This window comes from Streptomyces sp. NPDC051018 (assembly GCF_044456085.1).
Classification (GTDB): domain Bacteria; phylum Actinomycetota; class Actinomycetes; order Streptomycetales; family Streptomycetaceae; genus Streptomyces.
In genome coordinates, this window is sequence record NZ_JBITFN010000001.1 from 221,329 (window position 1) to 236,695 (window position 15,367).

Below are 15,367 nucleotides of genomic sequence, written 5' to 3' on the forward strand. Positions count from 1 at the left end.
CGACTGCCCCGGTGACCGGGACCGAAGACCGGGACCGGTGACCGGGTGACCGATGACCGGGACCGGTAGCGGTCGGCACCGGCACCATGGGGCACCGCTACCGGCCGGCACCGGTTCTAGCCCTGGGCCGCCAGCGAATCGCGGAGCTTCACCGCCGCCTCCAACGCCGGCAGATACCGGCCCGGATCGGCCCCCGCCAGTTCCCGGTACAGCGTCACCGCCTGGTCGGCTGGCTCTTTCGCCTCGGCGCGGCGCCCGGCGGCGACCAGCAGTGTGGACTGACGGTAGGCGCTGTTCGCGAGCAGCGGCCGATAGGCCGGGTCCGAGGCGGCCAGGGCCTGGTAGACGGCCCGTGCCTCGCCCCAGACGTCGGCGCCCTCGCCCGGCCTGCCCGCGGCCTGGAGACAGGGAGCGAGGTTGCCCAGCGCCCAGGCCAGGCCGGGCCGGTCGGCGAGCTCGCGGTAGCCGGCCACCGCCTCGCGCGCGGCCGACTCCGCGTCGGAGGCCCGCCCCGCGCGGAGGAGGTAGTTGCTCAGGAACACCCGGGCCTTCGCCAACGCGCCCCGGAAGGCGGGCCTTTCGGCGGTCAGGGTCCGATAGGCGGTGACCGCCTCCTGCTGCGTCGCCGCCGCGTCCGCGTACCGTCGGGCCTGGTCGTAGACCCATGCGAGATTGCCCAGCGCCCAGGCCACCTGTTCCGCGTCCCGTGCCGTGCGGTACTCGGCCACGCCCTGCCGGCCTGCCGTGATCGCCTCGTCGGTCCGCTTGGCCTTCGCCAGATACAGCCCGAGGACCACCAGGGTCTGAGCGAGGCTCCGCCGGTAGCGCTCGGACACCCCGGTGAGCTGCTCGTACGCGGCACGGGCCTGCTGCTGCGCCTCGACGGCCTCGGTGTGCCGGCCGGCGGCGGTCAAGTCGGCGGCGCGGGTCCGGAAGGCGTTCGCCAGCAGGTCCATCCCCCGGATCTCGGCCGGCGCCGGCTCATAGCCCGCCGTACGCCACAGGTAGCCGGCGGGCGGGCCCGCGACCGGACGGGCGTACAACTTGCCGTTGGAGGGGCGGAACACGGCCGGTTCGGCCTTGCCGTCGCCGTCGTAGTCGGCGGGCACCGGGATGTCCCCCGGCAGGCCCCAGGCCACGGTGACGGCCTCGCCCCCCGAGGCCGGTTCGATGCGCCAGGTTCCATCGGCGGGTTGCCAGACGGCTGTATCGGGCTTGCCGTCGCCGCTGAAGTCGGCCCGCAGTGCCATGGGCTCGACCACCGGCTGGGCGGGGGACGATTCCGGGGGCCGGTAGAACCAGCACGGGACGGTCAGGAACAGTTCCTTCAGCCCGCTCAGGTCGAGCGCGCCCTGCTCCGCGGACAGCTTCTCCACGGTGACCCGCCAGGTTCCCACCGGGCTCCGGCCCCAGAACGCGGGCTGGGTGCGGGGCGGGTCCTGCGGCTCGCGGCCGAAGGTGGCCGGGACCGTGCTCGACCGGGCCGGCGCGAACAGCTTGACCGCTTTCGTGCCGTCCTCGTGCCGCTTGTTCTCCGCCCGGCCGGAGTGTTCGAGGATCAGGGAAACGGTCGGTGTCCGGGCGGTCGCGCCGAGCAGGCCGATACGTACGTAGTCCGCCTTCAGTTCGGTCCACTTCGCCGGGAAGGCGGACCAGCCGAGGGTGAAGGCGGCCGTTCGGCCCGCGCGCAGCGCGTCCAGCACCGCCGGCTCCTTGACGCTGATGTAGCGGACGTCGTAGTCGAGATGGAGGCGGGTGTACTCCTCGTGCTTCTTGGCGAGGAGGGCCAGTTCGGGAATCCGGGCCCAGGACAGCTCGTAGCCCCGCAGCAGCGCGGCCACCGGGGCGTCGCGGTCCTGGTCGCCGCGGGTGACCGGCTGGTAGGTGTCCGCGATGACGTCCGGGTGCAGATGGCCGATGTCGAAGCCGAAGGCGGCGTCCGGCTCCCGGAACATCCACAGGTTCAGCGCCCGGTGGGCGTAGAAGGAGTACGTGATCAGTACGTCGACGTAGCTCTGCGTCTGCTTGATCAGGGTGCGTGCGGTCCGGCCGAGGGTGCCGATGTCGTTCGCCCAGTCCCCGGCGAGGTTCTCCAGGTGCTCGATGTCCGCCTTGTTGGAGGCGATACGCGTGTCGGCGGCCGCCTTGAGCAGGGTGGCGCGCTGGACTTCCAGTTTCTGGATCGCCGCCTCCCTGGTCAGTTCGACCTGTTTGATGATCAGGGCCTTCGCCTTGTTCTCCAGCTCACCGTCGACCTTGGCCGCGAAGAGCTCGAAGACCGTGCGGGTGGCGTCGATGACGGTCCCGGTCTGCGCGGCCAGCCCCTTCAGCGAGACGACCCGCTCCCGCATCTTCGGGTCGATCTTCGGGTTGTCCGGATCGCTCTTGTCCTGCCACCAGGTGTCCGGGAAGGTGCCGTCCGCGGTGTACCGCCCGGTCGTCGCCGAGAACTGCGACATCGACGACGTGGAGGCCGCCAGCATTCCGGCCACGGCCAGGGACGCGATGATGGTCGCGCCCCCGGTGGCGACCGCCGCGGCGACCTGTGCGGCCGCGATGGCGACGTTGACCACCAGGCCGAGATCGTTGCCGGGCGGGAACTCCATGCGCTTGGTGGCGATCTGCTCCTGGATGGCGGCGAACTCCGCCTGGGTCTCCCCGATCTGTGTGAGGAGCACCTTCGCCCGGCTGTCGGCGGCCTCCAGCGCCGTCTCGGCCGCCTCGGATTCGAGCTGGAGCGCGGCGCCCATCCGGACGAGCCCCGCCACGTCCGCCTCCAGCCTCTCCTTCGCCTGCTCCGCGATCAGCGTGGTCGTCAGCAGGTTCGCCGCGTTGCCGAGCAGTTGCAGTACGGCGGTCTGGTAGTTGGCCACCAGCCCTTCGAACCGGGGGAAGTCGGGGAGGATGTCGAGATCGTACGCGTGCCCGACGGGGGCCAGTCCGGCGGCCAGGTAGCGCGACAGCCGGGCCGCCTCCTCGTGATCCGGAGCCAGGACGAGCGCCCGGCCGAACTCGTGGTCCGCCGTGTCCCGGTGGCCCTTGCGCTGCGGGTCACCGGGGTAGTGGAGACGGAAGAAGTACTCCCCGACGGAGGCGCGGTAGTCCGCCCACTCCCGTGCGCGGGCGCCGAGGCGGGTGCGGACCAGGGCCCACCAGTCGTCGGCGGTGTGTGTGATGAGCGTGAAGCCGACGGAGGCGCCCGGTGCGGGGCCGGGGGAGCCGGGTGGGCCTTCGGGGCCGATCGGCTCGCCGGCTCCGCCGTGCTTGCCGCCCCCGCCGCCGCGGCCGGCTTCTCCGGCCGCGCCGCCGGAGCTGTCGAAGGTGAGTCCGGAGTGGGTGACCGTCTCCACTCTGAGGGCCGCCGCCGGGCCGCCTGCGGCGCCGTTGCCGCCCGGGCCGCCCGCACCGCCCGGGCCGGGGTCCCCGAAAGGAACGTCCGGCTTGTTGGGCTTGGGCCGCGGTTTGTGGCCGGGCCCGCCGGGGCCGCCCCGGCCTCCGGCGCCGCCGGGACCTCCGTCGGCGACCAGGCGCAGGTCGGAGAGGGTATGGGCGAGCACGGTGATCTCAGAGGCGGGCCCGCCCGGCTGCCCGGGGCCCCCGGGGCCGCCCGGACCGCCCGCCCGTCCCGACTGCCCCTGTCCCGACTTCCCGGCCGTACCCGACGGCCCCGTCGATCCGGACCGGCCACGGGAGTCCACGGCGCCGCCGTTGCCACGGTAGGTCTCGGCGACCAGGAGGAGGGGGTGGTCGGTCAGGCCGGTGAGCGCATAGCCGGTGTCATGGGTGATCTCGCGGGCGACGAGCGCCAGACGGGCGGTCGGTGAGATGTCGTAGTGATCCAGTTCTCGCTGGATTTCCGCCCGCAGCGCGTCGTTGACCTGAATGGTGTCGCGGATACAGATCCAGTCGACCGGGATCTCCGCCCCGATGGGTGTCGTCATGGTGCGCTCACCCTCATCCTCATCGCTGAGTTCGTCATCGCCGAGTTCGTCGGCCCATCATCGAGGTGGAGAACTTCGCGTCGAATGCGCCAATGCGCAATCACCACATATCAACCGCGAAATCCACCACTTGGCTCATATGTCCGGTATTCACTCGGCTGTGTGGAAAGAGGCGGCTGCCTGGGGTGACAGGTCACGGCGGCGGGCGTCGGCCCCTTTCGGTGGCGCTGCTCCGGGTCGGGGCACGGTGACCCGGTCCGGGGGAATCCACCCGGCCGGGGCCGTGCGGCGCCGGGCGCGCCCGGTCGTACGCTGCCACGGCCGGGCGCGAGCGCGCGTCAACGGGCGTGAACGGGGCGGCGGTGGTTGAACCGACGGAGACACTCGACGCGCGGGCCGGTCACCGGGGATGGCGCCGTACACCGGCGGACCGCCCAACCGGCCGCCGCCTCGACCGAGCGGGCGCCGATCCGGGCGGGGATGCCATGACTGCCCGGCCATCCGGAAGGCTGCCCGGACAGCCGGACAGCCGGACAGCCGGACAGCCGGAAGCTCGGATGCCCGGGCCCGGTGGGCCCGTCAGCTGTTCGGCCGGGCTCGGGCGGTCGCCTGGCGCACGCGGTCGGCCAGGCTGCTCCCGGGGCTCGCCCGCGGCGGCCGGTGCGGTGGGCCGCTCACCCTTGGAGCAGCTTCTCCACCGCCTCCTCCAGGATGGCGGCCCGCTGGGCCGCGGGGCTCTTCCGGATCAGCGCCGCCAGGTGCTGGGCCTGCTGGTTCGTCGGCAGCGCGCCCGCCAGGATCGCGGGCAGCATCATGCGGCGGACGAGGAGTTCGTTGGGCGAGGTGACATGGGGGCGGCGGACCACGGACACATTGACCCGTACCGCGTGCTCGTTGCCCGGCGGGACGCCCGGCCGGTCGGTCTCGATCGCCGTATAGCGGAAGCCGTGGGCGAGATCGCAGGGCGCGCAGCCGACCGGGCCCCGGCCGAGGCGTTCTCCGCAGTCGCCGCAGACCAGCCGGTCCAGGGCCGCGTCCACGACGCGCCAGTCGTGGCGGTCGGGTTCCTCGGTGACCATCGCGGCGATTTCGGCGGCCTGGCGGTGGTCGTCCGGGCCCACGCCCCAGCGGCGCAGGAACACCCCCCACTCCTCCTCCACGACACCGTCGACCAGTTCCCGGCAGGTGACGCAGTCCGGCGCACCGCTCGTGGCGTACCCGCCGCACTCGGCACACCGGTGCGGGGTGCTCCCCACCGCGGGCCTCGTCATGACCGCGCCGGTTCGGGAGACAGGCCCGGGCGGTCCAGGGCCGGCGGAGGGCCCGGGAACGGCGGGCGGCCGGGGTCCCGGGAGCTGCGCGGGAAGCAGGGGAAGCGCGCTACGGGAGCTGTGTCACCGGGTATCACCGGGCCGGGGTCCTTTCGGAAGGGTGCTCGGGGTGCTGACGGCCGGGAGGGCGACCGGGCACCGAAGCGCCGAGGGGGGCCGTGCCATGCCGTGCCGTCGCCGAGGGGTCCGGCGCCATCGTCGCACCTCCGGCCGCCGCACCGCCCGCGGATTTTCTCCCCTTACCGTCCGCTCCTCCCTCGCCTACTGTTCGATGATCGGATACGTCACAGGGGGAGCGGATGAGTACGGTGGATCCGGCCGCCGGGCGGCGTCACACGGAACGGACGGCGGGCGGGCCCGGACGGGCGGGGCTCGGGGCGATCGTGGGGCCGGGGCTGTACGCGGCGGCCTGGTGGCTGTTCGGGTTCGGGCTCGCCGACGCGGTGGCCTACCCCGTCGGTACGGTGTATCTCACCGCCGATACGGAGCCCGCGAACGACACCCCGGGGTTCCTCTGGGCCCTCTTCACCGGCGCCATCGCGGGGTCGGTGCTGGGGGTCGGGCTGCGGGCGGGGACGGTCCGCCGGCTCGGACTCGGAGTGCAGTCGGCGATCTCGTCGGCCGTCGCCACGTCGAGTGCCGCGTTGGGGCTGTTCCTCGGCGCCCGTTCCCTGTGGGTGACCGCCCCCGAGCCGGGGACCTTCGTGGACGCCGCCGGGCAGCGAGGCGCGACCTGGGGCGCGGGGGCCTGGGCTGCGTGGACGTCGCAGTACTGGGTGCCCGGGCTGCTGGCGCTGTACATCGTGTTCCGTATCGCCTCCGCGATCCGTGCCGACCGCGCGGCAGGGCGTCGCGCGGCTCGCCTACGGGCGGTGGTCGAGAGGGGGGTTCGGGCCGCGGGCGTGGTGACCGAGGCGGCCGGGACCGGTGCGGAGATCATGAACCTGCCGCGTATCCGGTTCGTGGTGCGGTTCACGGACCACGAGGGCACGGACCGCTGGGTCACCAGGACCGGGCTCTTCGACCGGGGGAGTGTCCCGCGCGAGGGGGACGGTGCGGTCGTCTGGTTCGACCCGGCCGACCCCGGGGACGAGGACGCGATCCCCATCGTCTTCGGCACGCTCGCGGAGCTGGACGCCGGGGACGCAACGGGCGGAGCCGGGGACCGTACGATCCACTGAGGGCAGGACCGGGCGCAGACGGCTTCGTGTGCTCGGCCCCGGGGCCGGGCCCGGCAGATGTCCGGCGACACCGGTACCGTCCGGGCCCATGGCCGTCGGCACCCGCACCGGGCGCCCGATTCCCGGGGATTCCGCCGATGTCCGATGCCGCCCGTGCCGCCCGGTCTACCGTCTCGACCATGGGCGGAACGACATGGGATCCGGACGCTGCGGGCGTACTGCGGCTGCCTTCTGGGCGGCTCATCCGGGGACGCGGGCTCAGACGGCCGCTGCCGGAGGGACCGGTGCCCGCGCTCGGCGTCTATCTGCTGGGCAAGGAGCCTCCGGAGGTTCCCTGGGACAGCCACTGGGTGCGGTGGCCCGACTTCCGGCTCCCGGCGGACCCGGCGCGTGCCGCCGGGATTCTGCGCGGTGCGTGGGACCGGGCCGCTCATGAGCGGGTGGAGATCGCCTGCGGGGGCGGCCGGGGGCGTACCGGAACGGCTCTGGCCTGCGTCGCCGTGCTCGACGGAGTACCGGCCGACCGGGCGGTGGAGTACGTACGGCGGGGCTATCACCGCGGGGCGGTCGAGACTCCCTGGCAGCGGCGGTTCGTCCGCCGGTTCACCGGACCGCCGGGCACCGCGCGCACCGGCCCCGGCCGGCCCCCGGCTGACACCGGCTGACCCCGGCCGGCCCACGGCTGACACCGGCTGACATCGGCAACGGGCGGCCTGAACGCGCCCCGCTCCCGGCCCTCCGCAGGGACACCGGGCCCGGCACCGCCCCGGCCACGCACCACACGGTCACACGGTCCGGCCGATTCCTGAGCCCCTGGCGCGACCGCGAGGCACACTGGAACACATGTGCCGCAGCATCAAGACCCTCCGCCCGCCCGTACTCCCCGAAGAGGCCACCGAGGAGGACATCCGGGCCGCCGCTCTCCAGTACGTGCGCAAGGTGTCCGGGTTCCGGGCGCCCGCCGCGCACAATCAGGAGGTGTTCGACCGGGCCGTGGACGAAATCGCCGAGGCCACCCACAAGCTGCTCGACGGCCTGGAGATCAGGGGAGCCGCACGGACGGCGGTCAGATCCGCTCGGCCGTAGAAGCCGTAGAAACTGTGGAAGCCGCAGAAGCCGAAGAGACCGCGGACGCTGAAGGGGCCCCGGACGCCGAGCGGGCCGAAGGCGCCGTGGCCGAGGCGGTGGCGCCCGTCGAAGCGGCGGCGACGGCCGAGGCCGGGGAGAGCGGAGCATGGCGGCGGCGCATCACATACGCCGCCAGCGCGCCCGCGCCGAACAGCGCCAGAACGGAGACGGCCGCGCCGATCCAGGTCGCGCCCAGCCACTGGCCGCCGAAGTAGCCGAGGCCGACGCTGTAGCCCGCCCAGACCAGGCCCGCCACCGCGGACCACGGCAGGAACTCCTTCACCTTGCGCTGGGACGCACCCGCGCCCAGGGAGACCACCGAACGGCCGGCCGGGGCGAAACGGGCGATCACGACGAGCGCGCCGCCGCCACGGCTCAGCGCCGTGCCGAGACGGTCCTGCGCCCTGGTGAGCCGGCGGGAGCGGGCGATTGCGCGGTCGAAACGGTCGCCGCCGCGCCGGGCCAGCCGGTAGGCGACCAGATCGCCGAGCACGGACGCGGTGGCCGCGCAGAGAATGAGGACCAGCAGTGAGGGCACCTCGCGGGGCACCTGGCCCGCGACGGTGGTGGCGGTGGTCGTACCGGCCGCCGCGGCGGTCGCCGCCGTGATCACCAGGACCCCGCTCGGCAGCACGGGCAGAAAGACGTCGAGGAGGACGGAGAGCGCCACCACCGCGTAGATCCAAGGGCTGCCGGTCAGCGACCCCAGACTCTCCAGCACCTTGAACTCTCCCCGTTGCCCCGTTGAACGAACCATGCCGTGACGGTGAAGTCGGTCGGTAAGCGGTGAACACGGCACTGTCAGCTGTACAGCGTACGCGTGAGGTTTGCCGTGAGATCACCGGGGGGTCGCCGATGGTGTGATCATCACCTGTGTCCCCAATGGCGGCACTCCGTCCGGCCGTCACCCGCCCGGGCGCTCCCATCGCCCGGTCGGGCCGACGTTACTCGGGCCGGGCGGCCGGGTGAAGCGAATAGAGGGCATGGGGGAGTTACGGCGACGACCTTGGTAAGTGCCCGGACCTCGTGGGAAGAAGTGCCCGGACCTCGTGGGGAGATCCGGGCACTGCGCCTGGCACCCGGCATTTCCGGGCGCTGCCCGATGCCGGGGATTCCGGGATTCCGGGATTCCGGACACGGTGGAACGCGTTCCGGGCACGGTGGGACGCCCGGCGTCCCGGGCACGGTGGGCGCCCGGGACGGGGAGCGGGCGGTGTTCCCGGGCGCCTGGGGGACGGGGGTTACGCGGTGAGCGCCGAAGCCGGGCGCTCCTGCTCCTCCACGGTGCTCTCGTCCCGCGCGAACACCCGGTCCAGCGCGAGCGCGCCCGGCCCGGTGAAGACCAGCAGCAGGAAGGCCCAGCAGAAGAACGCGGACGGCTCACCACCGTTCTGAAGGGGGAACAGGCCCTCGGTCTGGTGGACCTTGAAGTACGCGTACGCCATCGAGCCGGAGGCCACGAAGGCCGCGGTGCGGGTGCCGATGCCCAGCAGCACCAGACCGCCGCCGATGAGCTGGATCATCGCGGCGTACCAGTCGGGCCAGGTGCCGGTCTCGACGGTGCCGCCGCCGTGCGCGCCGCCGAGGACGCCGAACAGGGAGGCCGCTCCGTGACAGGCGAAGAGCAGTCCGACGACGATGCGGAACAGGCTGAGTACGTATGGCTGAGAGCGGTTCAGCCGGGAGGTCAACGAGGTGTTGGCCATGGGGGGACTCCTACGTGTGGGGACGTGGATGTGCGTGGGGATGTGGAGGCGCGGGGACGTGATGGCCCCCAAGTTAGGTACCCCTCATTTTGCTTGCAAGTTCAACATCCAACGATGGTCGGATTCTCATCCGACTCTCATTCCGGATCCGCATTCCGGTTACTGGGCTCCGTTGACCAGGTTCCGGAACTCGCACCCGTACCCATCGGCCCGTTTTTGGTTGCACCCGATCGGCCCCGGTCGGGGACCTCACTCCGGTTCGGACCGTGCGGGTGTCCGTGGAGCGGTCAGTTCCCGTTCGTCCGCGGTCACCAGACGCACCCCCTCCGCCTCCGCCCGCGCCTGGTCCAGCCGCAGGGACGCCGAGCGCCCGCGCAGGGACAGGGTCATCAGATGGTTGCCGAACCAGGGGCCGCCCGTCCGGTCCCAGTGCACGGGCGGTCTGCCCGCGCGGCCGTGGCGCGCCAGCAGATGGCCCAGCCGGCGCCCTGCGGGGCTCCAGCCGAAGCGGAAGCCCCACTGGATCGAGCGCGGAATCGAGTTGTGCACGGGGGAGCAGGTCAGTTGCAGCACGCGGGAGTCCGGCTCCCCGGCGCCGCGCCAGTCCGGCTCGGCGACGTAGGCGTGATGGACGTCCCCCGACAGGACGCAGATCGTCGCCGGAGCGCCGTCGCCGGTGCCGGCCTCCGCGATCAGCCGGGTCAGAGCCTCGAAGGAGTCGGGGAAGGCCGCCCAGTGCTCCAGATCGGCGCGTCTGCGCACGTTCTCCCCGAAACGGGCCCAGCGCGGGCCGCGCTCGCCCCGGCTCAGCGCCGCGTTCCAGCTCTCCGCGTCATGGATCAGGGGCGGCAGCAGCCAGGGCAGCGAGGTGCCGATGAGGAGGTGGTCGTACGTCCCCGGGGCGTCCAGGGTCTGTTCGCGCACCCAGCGCGCCTCCGTGGCGTCCAGCATCGAGCGGTGCTGCTCGTCGAGCACCCGGGCGGCGCGGGTGTCGACCATCAGCAGGCGGGTCCGGCCGAAGTCACGGCGGTAGCTCCAGCGGGTGAAGCCGGGGTCGGCGTCCGCGCGTGCGGCGAAGTCGCGGAGCGCGCCGGTGCCGTCGGGGGAGGTCAGCACGGCGGTGAAGACGGGGTCCGCCGCCAGTTCGGCGGGGGAGAGGTTTCCCAGATGCTGATGGACCCAGTACGACATCAGCCCGCTGAGGACCCGCTCCTCCCACCAGGGCAGGGCGCGCATCTCGGCCAGCCAGGACTCGCTGGTGTTCCAGTCGTCGATCAGATCGTGGTCGTCGAAGATCATGCAGCTGGGGACGGTGGAAAGCAGCCAGCGCACCTCGGGGTCGAGCCAGGACTCGTAGTAGAGCCGGGTGTACTCCTCGTAGTCCGCCACGTGCGGGCCGGGCGGCTCGTTCAGATCGCGGCGCGCCGCGATCCACGCCCGGGTCGCCTTGGACGTCTCGTCCGCGTACACCTGGTCGCCGAGGAGGAGAAGGACGTCGGGGCGGGCGGCGGCCGGGTCGGCGGCGAGCCGCGCGGCGAGGGTGTCGAGGGCGTCAGGACCGATCGGGTCGTGCTCGTCGAGGGGCGGGGCGGCCCAGCGGCAGGAGCCGAAGGAGACGGTGACCGCGTCCGAGGGGACCTCGGGCGCGGAGATCGTGGACGCGGGGAAGCGGGAGCCCTCGATCGGCCACACCCGGTCGGCGCCGAGCAGCACCTCGTACGCGGTGGTCGTGCCGGGGGTCAGTCCGGTCACCGTCACCAGGGCGTAGTGGTGTCCGGCGACGGTGAAGGTGGGCGCGGAACCCCCGGCTCCGTCCGCGCACCGGACCTCGGCCGTACAGGGCCGGTCGGCCTCGACCCAGACGGTCGCGGTGCCGCCCGTCTCCCAGTCCACGTACCGCAGCAGCGGTCCCAGGCGAAGCCGTGCCGTGGCGGCCATAGTCCGTCCTCCTCAAGGGGGCCCTCGCCGGGGTGTCGGGCGCCGGTCGCCCCGTACGGTACGGAACGACCGGGGGGTACGGACAGGTTCCGGCGCGCGTCCGCCGGAACCCGTCCTGCCGGTACGGGCCGCCCTCCCGGACGATCCGGCCGGGAGAGCGGCCCAACAGCCGCCGCGCACGGTCCGGAGGGCTCAGCAGCCGGCGAGTACTGCTCGGAGGGGCTCGGCAGCCGTCGAGCACGCTCCGGACGGGCTCAGCAGCCGGCGAGTACGGAGGTGAGCGCGTTCTTCTCCGCGGTGTCGACGGTCAGGCCGTAGTGGTGCTTCACCTGGACCCACATCCGGGCGTAGACGCAGCGGTACGCCTGGCGCGGCGGCAGCCACTCGGCCGGGTCGAGATCGCTCTTGGCCTGATTCACCCGGTCGGTGACGGCGATCAGCTGCGGTCGGGTGAGGTCGTTGGCGAACGCCTGGCGCCGGGCCGTGGTCCAGCCGCTCGCGCCGGAGCGCCATGCCTCGGCGAGTGCGACGACATGGTCGATGTCCACATCGGACGCCGAGGACCAGGTCGCGCCGTCGTACTCCGAGTACCAGGTACCGGAGGTCGCGGCGCAGGAGGTGTTCTGCACGACGTTCCTGCCGTCGCGCCGGAGGACGACCTCCCGGGTGTTGCACGCCCCGTACTGGGTGGCCCAGTGCGGGAAGAGATCGCGGCTGTAACCGCTGGAGGAGCCCTCGGCGCGCACGGTGAGCTGTCCGAGGTGGATCCGGGCGGTGGCGGCGTTGACCGGGGTGGGAGGGGCGGCCTGTGCGGCGGGCGCGGTGGCGAGGAATCCGGTCTGGGCGACGGCGGCGGCCAGGGCGAGGACGGTGAGACGCCGGAAGCGAGTGATCCGGCGGCCAGGGCCGAAGCCGGGGATACGGCTGAAGCCGCGGGGGCGGCGTTTGCGGCGGGTGCGGGGTATTCGGTGGCTGCGACGCGCATAGAACGTGGGCATGACAATTCCTTCGTTCCAGGGGTCCGGCTATCAGGGCATGTTCATGCTGGGCGCGTGAGGTGATGCGGGGGTGAGCGCCGGGTAACAGCGTGACGACATGGACACGTCATATCAAGGGCTGGGGATGGCCGGTTCTGACGGATCGGCACCGGCCGCCGGGCGTCGTAGGGTTGGCGGGTGCTGCTGACCGTCAATGTCACGTTCGGGGCGGTCCTGGCCGTGCTGCTGGCCGTCGCGGCGGGCGTGGCCGCCGTCGCCCGGCTGGGGCGCGCCCGCGAGATCGTCGTCGCGGGCGTACGGGCCGCCGTCCAGCTCGCCGCCGTCTCCCTGGTCATCGGCTGGGTGGTCCACGCACTGCCGCTGCTGCTCGGCTTCGTGCTGCTCATGTACGCGGTGGCAGTACGTACCGCGGGGCGCCGTATCACCCGCAACCGGACCTGGTGGTGGGCCTCCGTACCCATCGCCGCAGGAGTGTTCCCCGTCCTCGCCGCGCTGCTGCTCACCGGGCTCGTACCGCTCAAGGGCATCGCGCTCGTCCCCGTCGCCGGGATCCTCATCGGCGGCGCGCTCACCGCGACCGTGCTCGCCGGGCGGCGGGCCCTGGACGAACTGAAGCTGCGGCACGGGGAGGTGGAGGCGGGTATGGCTCTCGGGCTCCTCGACCGCGACGCCCGGCTGGAGGTCGCTCGGGACTCGGCGGCCGATGCGCTGCTCCCGGGGCTCGACCAGACCCGGACGGTGGGCCTGGTCACGCTGCCGGGCGCCTTCGTCGGCATGCTCCTCGGCGGGGCGTCACCGCTGCTGGCCGGGGCGGTGCAGCTGTTCGTCCTGGTCGCGCTGATGGCCGTACAGGCGGTGGCGGTCGCGGTGGTGCTGGAGCTGGTGGCGCGGGGGCGGCTGTACCGGGAGCCCTGAGGGGTGCGGGGCGAGCGCGGGGGCCCCGGGCGCCCGGGGCGGGGGCGGTGGGCGGCCCGGGCTCTCCGGGCTTAGGGATGCGATGGGTGCCGGGTGGGTGGCGGTCGCGGGTTGCCCGGGGTGCGGGCGCCGTCTGCGGGCGGGCAGCTGGCGGCGCGGGCTCTCCGGGCGAGGGACGAGGGGCACGGCGCCTCGGTGCTCCGGGCGGGGCCCGCGCTCACGTGTGGCTCGGGTGCGCCCGGGTGGGCCCGCGTCCGCCCCGGTGCGCCCCGGGTGGCCCCGCCTCCGGCCCGGGTGGGCCCCGGGTAGGGCCCCGCGTCCACCCCGGGTAGGGCACCCGCCTCCGGCCCCGGGTGTGGCGTACGCCGCAGAGCGCCGGGCCGGGTGTCGCGTACCCTGGACGGAGCAGAAGGGGAGTAGCTCTTCGCCGGACCGTCGACATACTGCTGGGCCTCGTGCCCGGCCGGCGCCCGGAGGCGGAGTTCCGGCCCATGAGCCGTCGAGGCCCATGAGCCGGGTGTCCGCCAGCGAGACCTTCGGCCGCAGTGTCCTGTTGTCATGACTGACGCTGCCGTGCCGAAGCGACCCCTTTCTCAGTCTCCACGGTCTCTCGGTACGGACAGCCCGACCGATTGAGGAATCCCACCCGTGATCAGCTTCACCATCATGGCGATCACCTTCGGCGTCGTCTTTCTCGCCGAACTCCCCGACAAGACAGCGCTCGCCGGTCTGATGCTCGGCACGCGCTACCGCGCCTCCTATGTCTTCGTGGGCGTCGCGGCGGCCTTCGCGGTGCATGTGGCGCTCGCGATCGCGGCCGGCAGCGTTCTGACCCTGCTGCCGCACCGGCTGGTGCAGGCGGTGGTGGGCGTGCTGTTCCTAGCGGGCGCGCTGGTGCTGCTCCTGCGGAAGAGCGACGACGACGAGGAGAACATCAAGGCGCCCGCCGACCAGTCCTTCTGGAAGGTCTCCGGGGCCGGTTTCATGCTCATCCTGGTCGCGGAGTTCGGCGATCTCACCCAGATCATGACGGCGAACCTCGCGGCCCGGTACGACAATCCCGTCTCGGTCGGCATCGGCGCGGTGCTGGCGCTCTGGGCGGTCGCGGGCATCGGCATCATCGGCGGCCGGACGCTGATGAAGTACGTACCGCTGAAGCTGATCACCAAGGTGGCGGCGGCGCTGATGCTGGTCCTGGCGGGATTCAGCCTGTACGAGGCGCTGGGGTAAGGGCGGGCAGCCGCCCGTCTGCGGGGAGACCCGGGGGCGGGAGACCCGGGCCCCGGGAAACCCCGATCCGGGAAGCGTGCGAGGCCCCGGCGCGAGGAGGCCCCCGGCCCCGGAGCCCCGATCCGGGAAGCCCTGGGTGCGAGGCCCCGCCCGGGAGACCCCGGAGACCCCGCCCAGGGAGAGGCCTCCCCGCGAGACCTCCGCCCGGAGACCCCGATCGGGAACCTCACCCCGGGAACCCCGGGACCCCGGCAGCCCGCGCCCCGGCCCGGGGTTCAGCGAGTCCGGCTCACGGGGTACGGACCCGGAGCCGCACCCCCGCCCCGGAGACCGTCAGCTCCAGCGAGGTGAGGTCCTCGACATGGAGGTCCGGTCCGAGGCGCCCGGCGCGGGGGCCGACGCCGACCACCCGCATCCCCGCGGCCCGCGCCGCCGCGATCCCCGCCTCGGAGTCCTCGAAGGCCACACAGTCCGCCGGGTCGACCCCCAGCTCCGCCGCCCCCTTCAGAAAACCCTCCGGGTCGGGCTTGCTCGCGCCCACGGACTCCGCCGTGACGCGGACGGCCGGCATCGGCAGTCCCGCGGCCTCCATCCGGGCCCGGGCGAGCGCCGCGTCCGCCGAGGTCACCAGCGCGTGCGGCAGCTCCGCCAGCGCGGCCATGAAGGCGGGCGCCCCGGCCACCGGGACCACGCCCTCCATATCGGCCGTCTCCCGCGCGAGCATCACCGCGTTCTCCGTGTGGTTCTGCTCCATCGGCCGGTCCGGCAGCAAGTGCGCCATCGTCATGTGCCCCTGCCGGCCGTGGACGACCTTGAGCGTCTCCACGGGGTCGAGGCCGTGCTCCAGCGCCCACTCCCGCCAGCAGCGCTCGACCACCGCGTCCGAGTTGACGATCGTGCCGTCCATGTCGAGCAGGAGGGCCCGGGCGGTCAGGGTGCTTCCGGGCGTCGTCAGGGTGCTTTCCGGCATCGGCGTACTCCAGGGCTCTGGCGCGGGAA

12 protein-coding genes are annotated in these 15,367 nt (G+C 73.2%); 5 read left to right on the forward strand and 7 right to left on the reverse strand.

Annotation, left to right across the window (positions count from 1 at the left end):
• Window positions 1-116 precede the first annotated feature (116 nt).
• Together ACIBCM_RS00870 and ACIBCM_RS00875 are read right to left on the reverse strand one after the other, a co-directional pair.
• A complete protein-coding gene (locus ACIBCM_RS00870) occupies window positions 117-3,941 on the reverse strand; it encodes a tetratricopeptide repeat protein (RefSeq protein WP_399238686.1) in 3,825 nt (1,274 codons plus the stop codon).
• Window positions 3,942-4,615: 674 nt separating this feature from the next.
• On the reverse strand, window positions 4,616-5,212 hold the full coding sequence (locus ACIBCM_RS00875; RefSeq protein WP_399238688.1) for a hypothetical protein: 597 nt from the start codon (window positions 5,210-5,212) through the stop codon (window positions 4,616-4,618).
• Window positions 5,213-5,571: 359 nt separating this feature from the next.
• Here ACIBCM_RS00875 and ACIBCM_RS00880 point away from each other — a divergent pair, with 359 nt between their 5' ends.
• From ACIBCM_RS00880 to ACIBCM_RS00890, 3 genes are all read left to right on the forward strand, one after another.
• Window positions 5,572-6,453, forward strand: a complete 882-nt coding sequence (locus ACIBCM_RS00880; protein WP_399238691.1) for a hypothetical protein — start codon at window positions 5,572-5,574, stop codon at window positions 6,451-6,453.
• Window positions 6,454-6,632: 179 nt separating this feature from the next.
• On the forward strand, window positions 6,633-7,118 hold the full coding sequence (locus tag ACIBCM_RS00885; protein WP_399238693.1) for a protein-tyrosine phosphatase family protein: 486 nt from the start codon (window positions 6,633-6,635) through the stop codon (window positions 7,116-7,118).
• 178 nt (window positions 7,119-7,296) lie between these two features.
• On the forward strand, window positions 7,297-7,539 hold the full coding sequence (locus tag ACIBCM_RS00890) for a DUF2277 domain-containing protein (RefSeq protein ID WP_399238695.1): 243 nt from the start codon (window positions 7,297-7,299) through the stop codon (window positions 7,537-7,539).
• Here ACIBCM_RS00890 and ACIBCM_RS00895 read toward each other — a convergent pair.
• From ACIBCM_RS00895 to ACIBCM_RS00910, 4 genes are all read right to left on the reverse strand, one after another.
• Complete coding sequence (locus tag ACIBCM_RS00895; RefSeq protein WP_399238697.1) at window positions 7,520-8,338, reverse strand: DedA family protein; 819 nt, start codon at window positions 8,336-8,338, stop codon at window positions 7,520-7,522. The genes ACIBCM_RS00890 and ACIBCM_RS00895 overlap by 20 nt on opposite strands.
• A gap of 484 nt (window positions 8,339-8,822) precedes the next feature.
• The gene (locus ACIBCM_RS00900) at window positions 8,823-9,287 is read right to left on the reverse strand and encodes a DoxX family protein (RefSeq protein ID WP_399238700.1); all 465 of its coding nucleotides are present in this window, start codon (window positions 9,285-9,287) and stop codon (window positions 8,823-8,825) included.
• Between the two features lie 249 nt (window positions 9,288-9,536).
• Entirely contained in the window at window positions 9,537-11,225 is a 1,689-nt protein-coding gene (locus ACIBCM_RS00905; RefSeq protein ID WP_399238702.1) for an alkaline phosphatase D family protein, read from the reverse strand.
• Between the two features lie 254 nt (window positions 11,226-11,479).
• The gene (locus tag ACIBCM_RS00910) at window positions 11,480-12,223 is read right to left on the reverse strand and encodes an HNH endonuclease family protein (RefSeq protein WP_399238704.1); all 744 of its coding nucleotides are present in this window, start codon (window positions 12,221-12,223) and stop codon (window positions 11,480-11,482) included.
• Window positions 12,224-12,400: 177 nt separating this feature from the next.
• Between ACIBCM_RS00910 and ACIBCM_RS00915 the strand changes: the two genes are divergently transcribed.
• Window positions 12,401-13,138 carry an ABC transporter permease gene (locus ACIBCM_RS00915; RefSeq protein WP_399238706.1) on the forward strand — a complete coding sequence of 246 codons (738 nt, stop codon included), beginning with the start codon at window positions 12,401-12,403 and terminating at the stop codon, window positions 13,136-13,138.
• A gap of 648 nt (window positions 13,139-13,786) precedes the next feature.
• The gene (locus ACIBCM_RS00920; RefSeq protein ID WP_399238708.1) at window positions 13,787-14,368 is read left to right on the forward strand and encodes a TMEM165/GDT1 family protein; all 582 of its coding nucleotides are present in this window, start codon (window positions 13,787-13,789) and stop codon (window positions 14,366-14,368) included.
• A gap of 289 nt (window positions 14,369-14,657) precedes the next feature.
• On the opposite strand, the gene ACIBCM_RS00925 is transcribed toward ACIBCM_RS00920, so the two are convergent.
• On the reverse strand, window positions 14,658-15,338 hold the full coding sequence (locus ACIBCM_RS00925) for an HAD-IA family hydrolase (protein ID WP_399238710.1): 681 nt from the start codon (window positions 15,336-15,338) through the stop codon (window positions 14,658-14,660).
• Window positions 15,339-15,367 lie beyond the last annotated feature (29 nt).

What these genes read in the sequence shown, in the direction of transcription:
- ACIBCM_RS00870 (WP_399238686.1), bottom strand. Translation starts at nt 3,941, where the DNA reads ATGACGACACCCATCGGGGCGGAGATCCCGGTCGACTGGATCTGTATC.
- ACIBCM_RS00875 (WP_399238688.1), bottom strand. Translation starts at nt 5,212, where the DNA reads ATGACGAGGCCCGCGGTGGGGAGCACCCCGCACCGGTGTGCCGAGTGC.
- ACIBCM_RS00880 (WP_399238691.1), top strand. Translation starts at nt 5,572, where the DNA reads ATGAGTACGGTGGATCCGGCCGCCGGGCGGCGTCACACGGAACGGACG.
- ACIBCM_RS00885 (WP_399238693.1), top strand. Translation starts at nt 6,633, where the DNA reads ATGGGCGGAACGACATGGGATCCGGACGCTGCGGGCGTACTGCGGCTG.
- ACIBCM_RS00890 (WP_399238695.1), top strand. Translation starts at nt 7,297, where the DNA reads ATGTGCCGCAGCATCAAGACCCTCCGCCCGCCCGTACTCCCCGAAGAG.
- ACIBCM_RS00895 (WP_399238697.1), bottom strand. Translation starts at nt 8,338, where the DNA reads ATGGTTCGTTCAACGGGGCAACGGGGAGAGTTCAAGGTGCTGGAGAGT.
- ACIBCM_RS00900 (WP_399238700.1), bottom strand. Translation starts at nt 9,287, where the DNA reads ATGGCCAACACCTCGTTGACCTCCCGGCTGAACCGCTCTCAGCCATAC.
- ACIBCM_RS00905 (WP_399238702.1), bottom strand. Translation starts at nt 11,225, where the DNA reads ATGGCCGCCACGGCACGGCTTCGCCTGGGACCGCTGCTGCGGTACGTG.
- ACIBCM_RS00910 (WP_399238704.1), bottom strand. Translation starts at nt 12,223, where the DNA reads ATGCCCACGTTCTATGCGCGTCGCAGCCACCGAATACCCCGCACCCGC.
- ACIBCM_RS00925 (WP_399238710.1), bottom strand. Translation starts at nt 15,338, where the DNA reads ATGCCGGAAAGCACCCTGACGACGCCCGGAAGCACCCTGACCGCCCGG.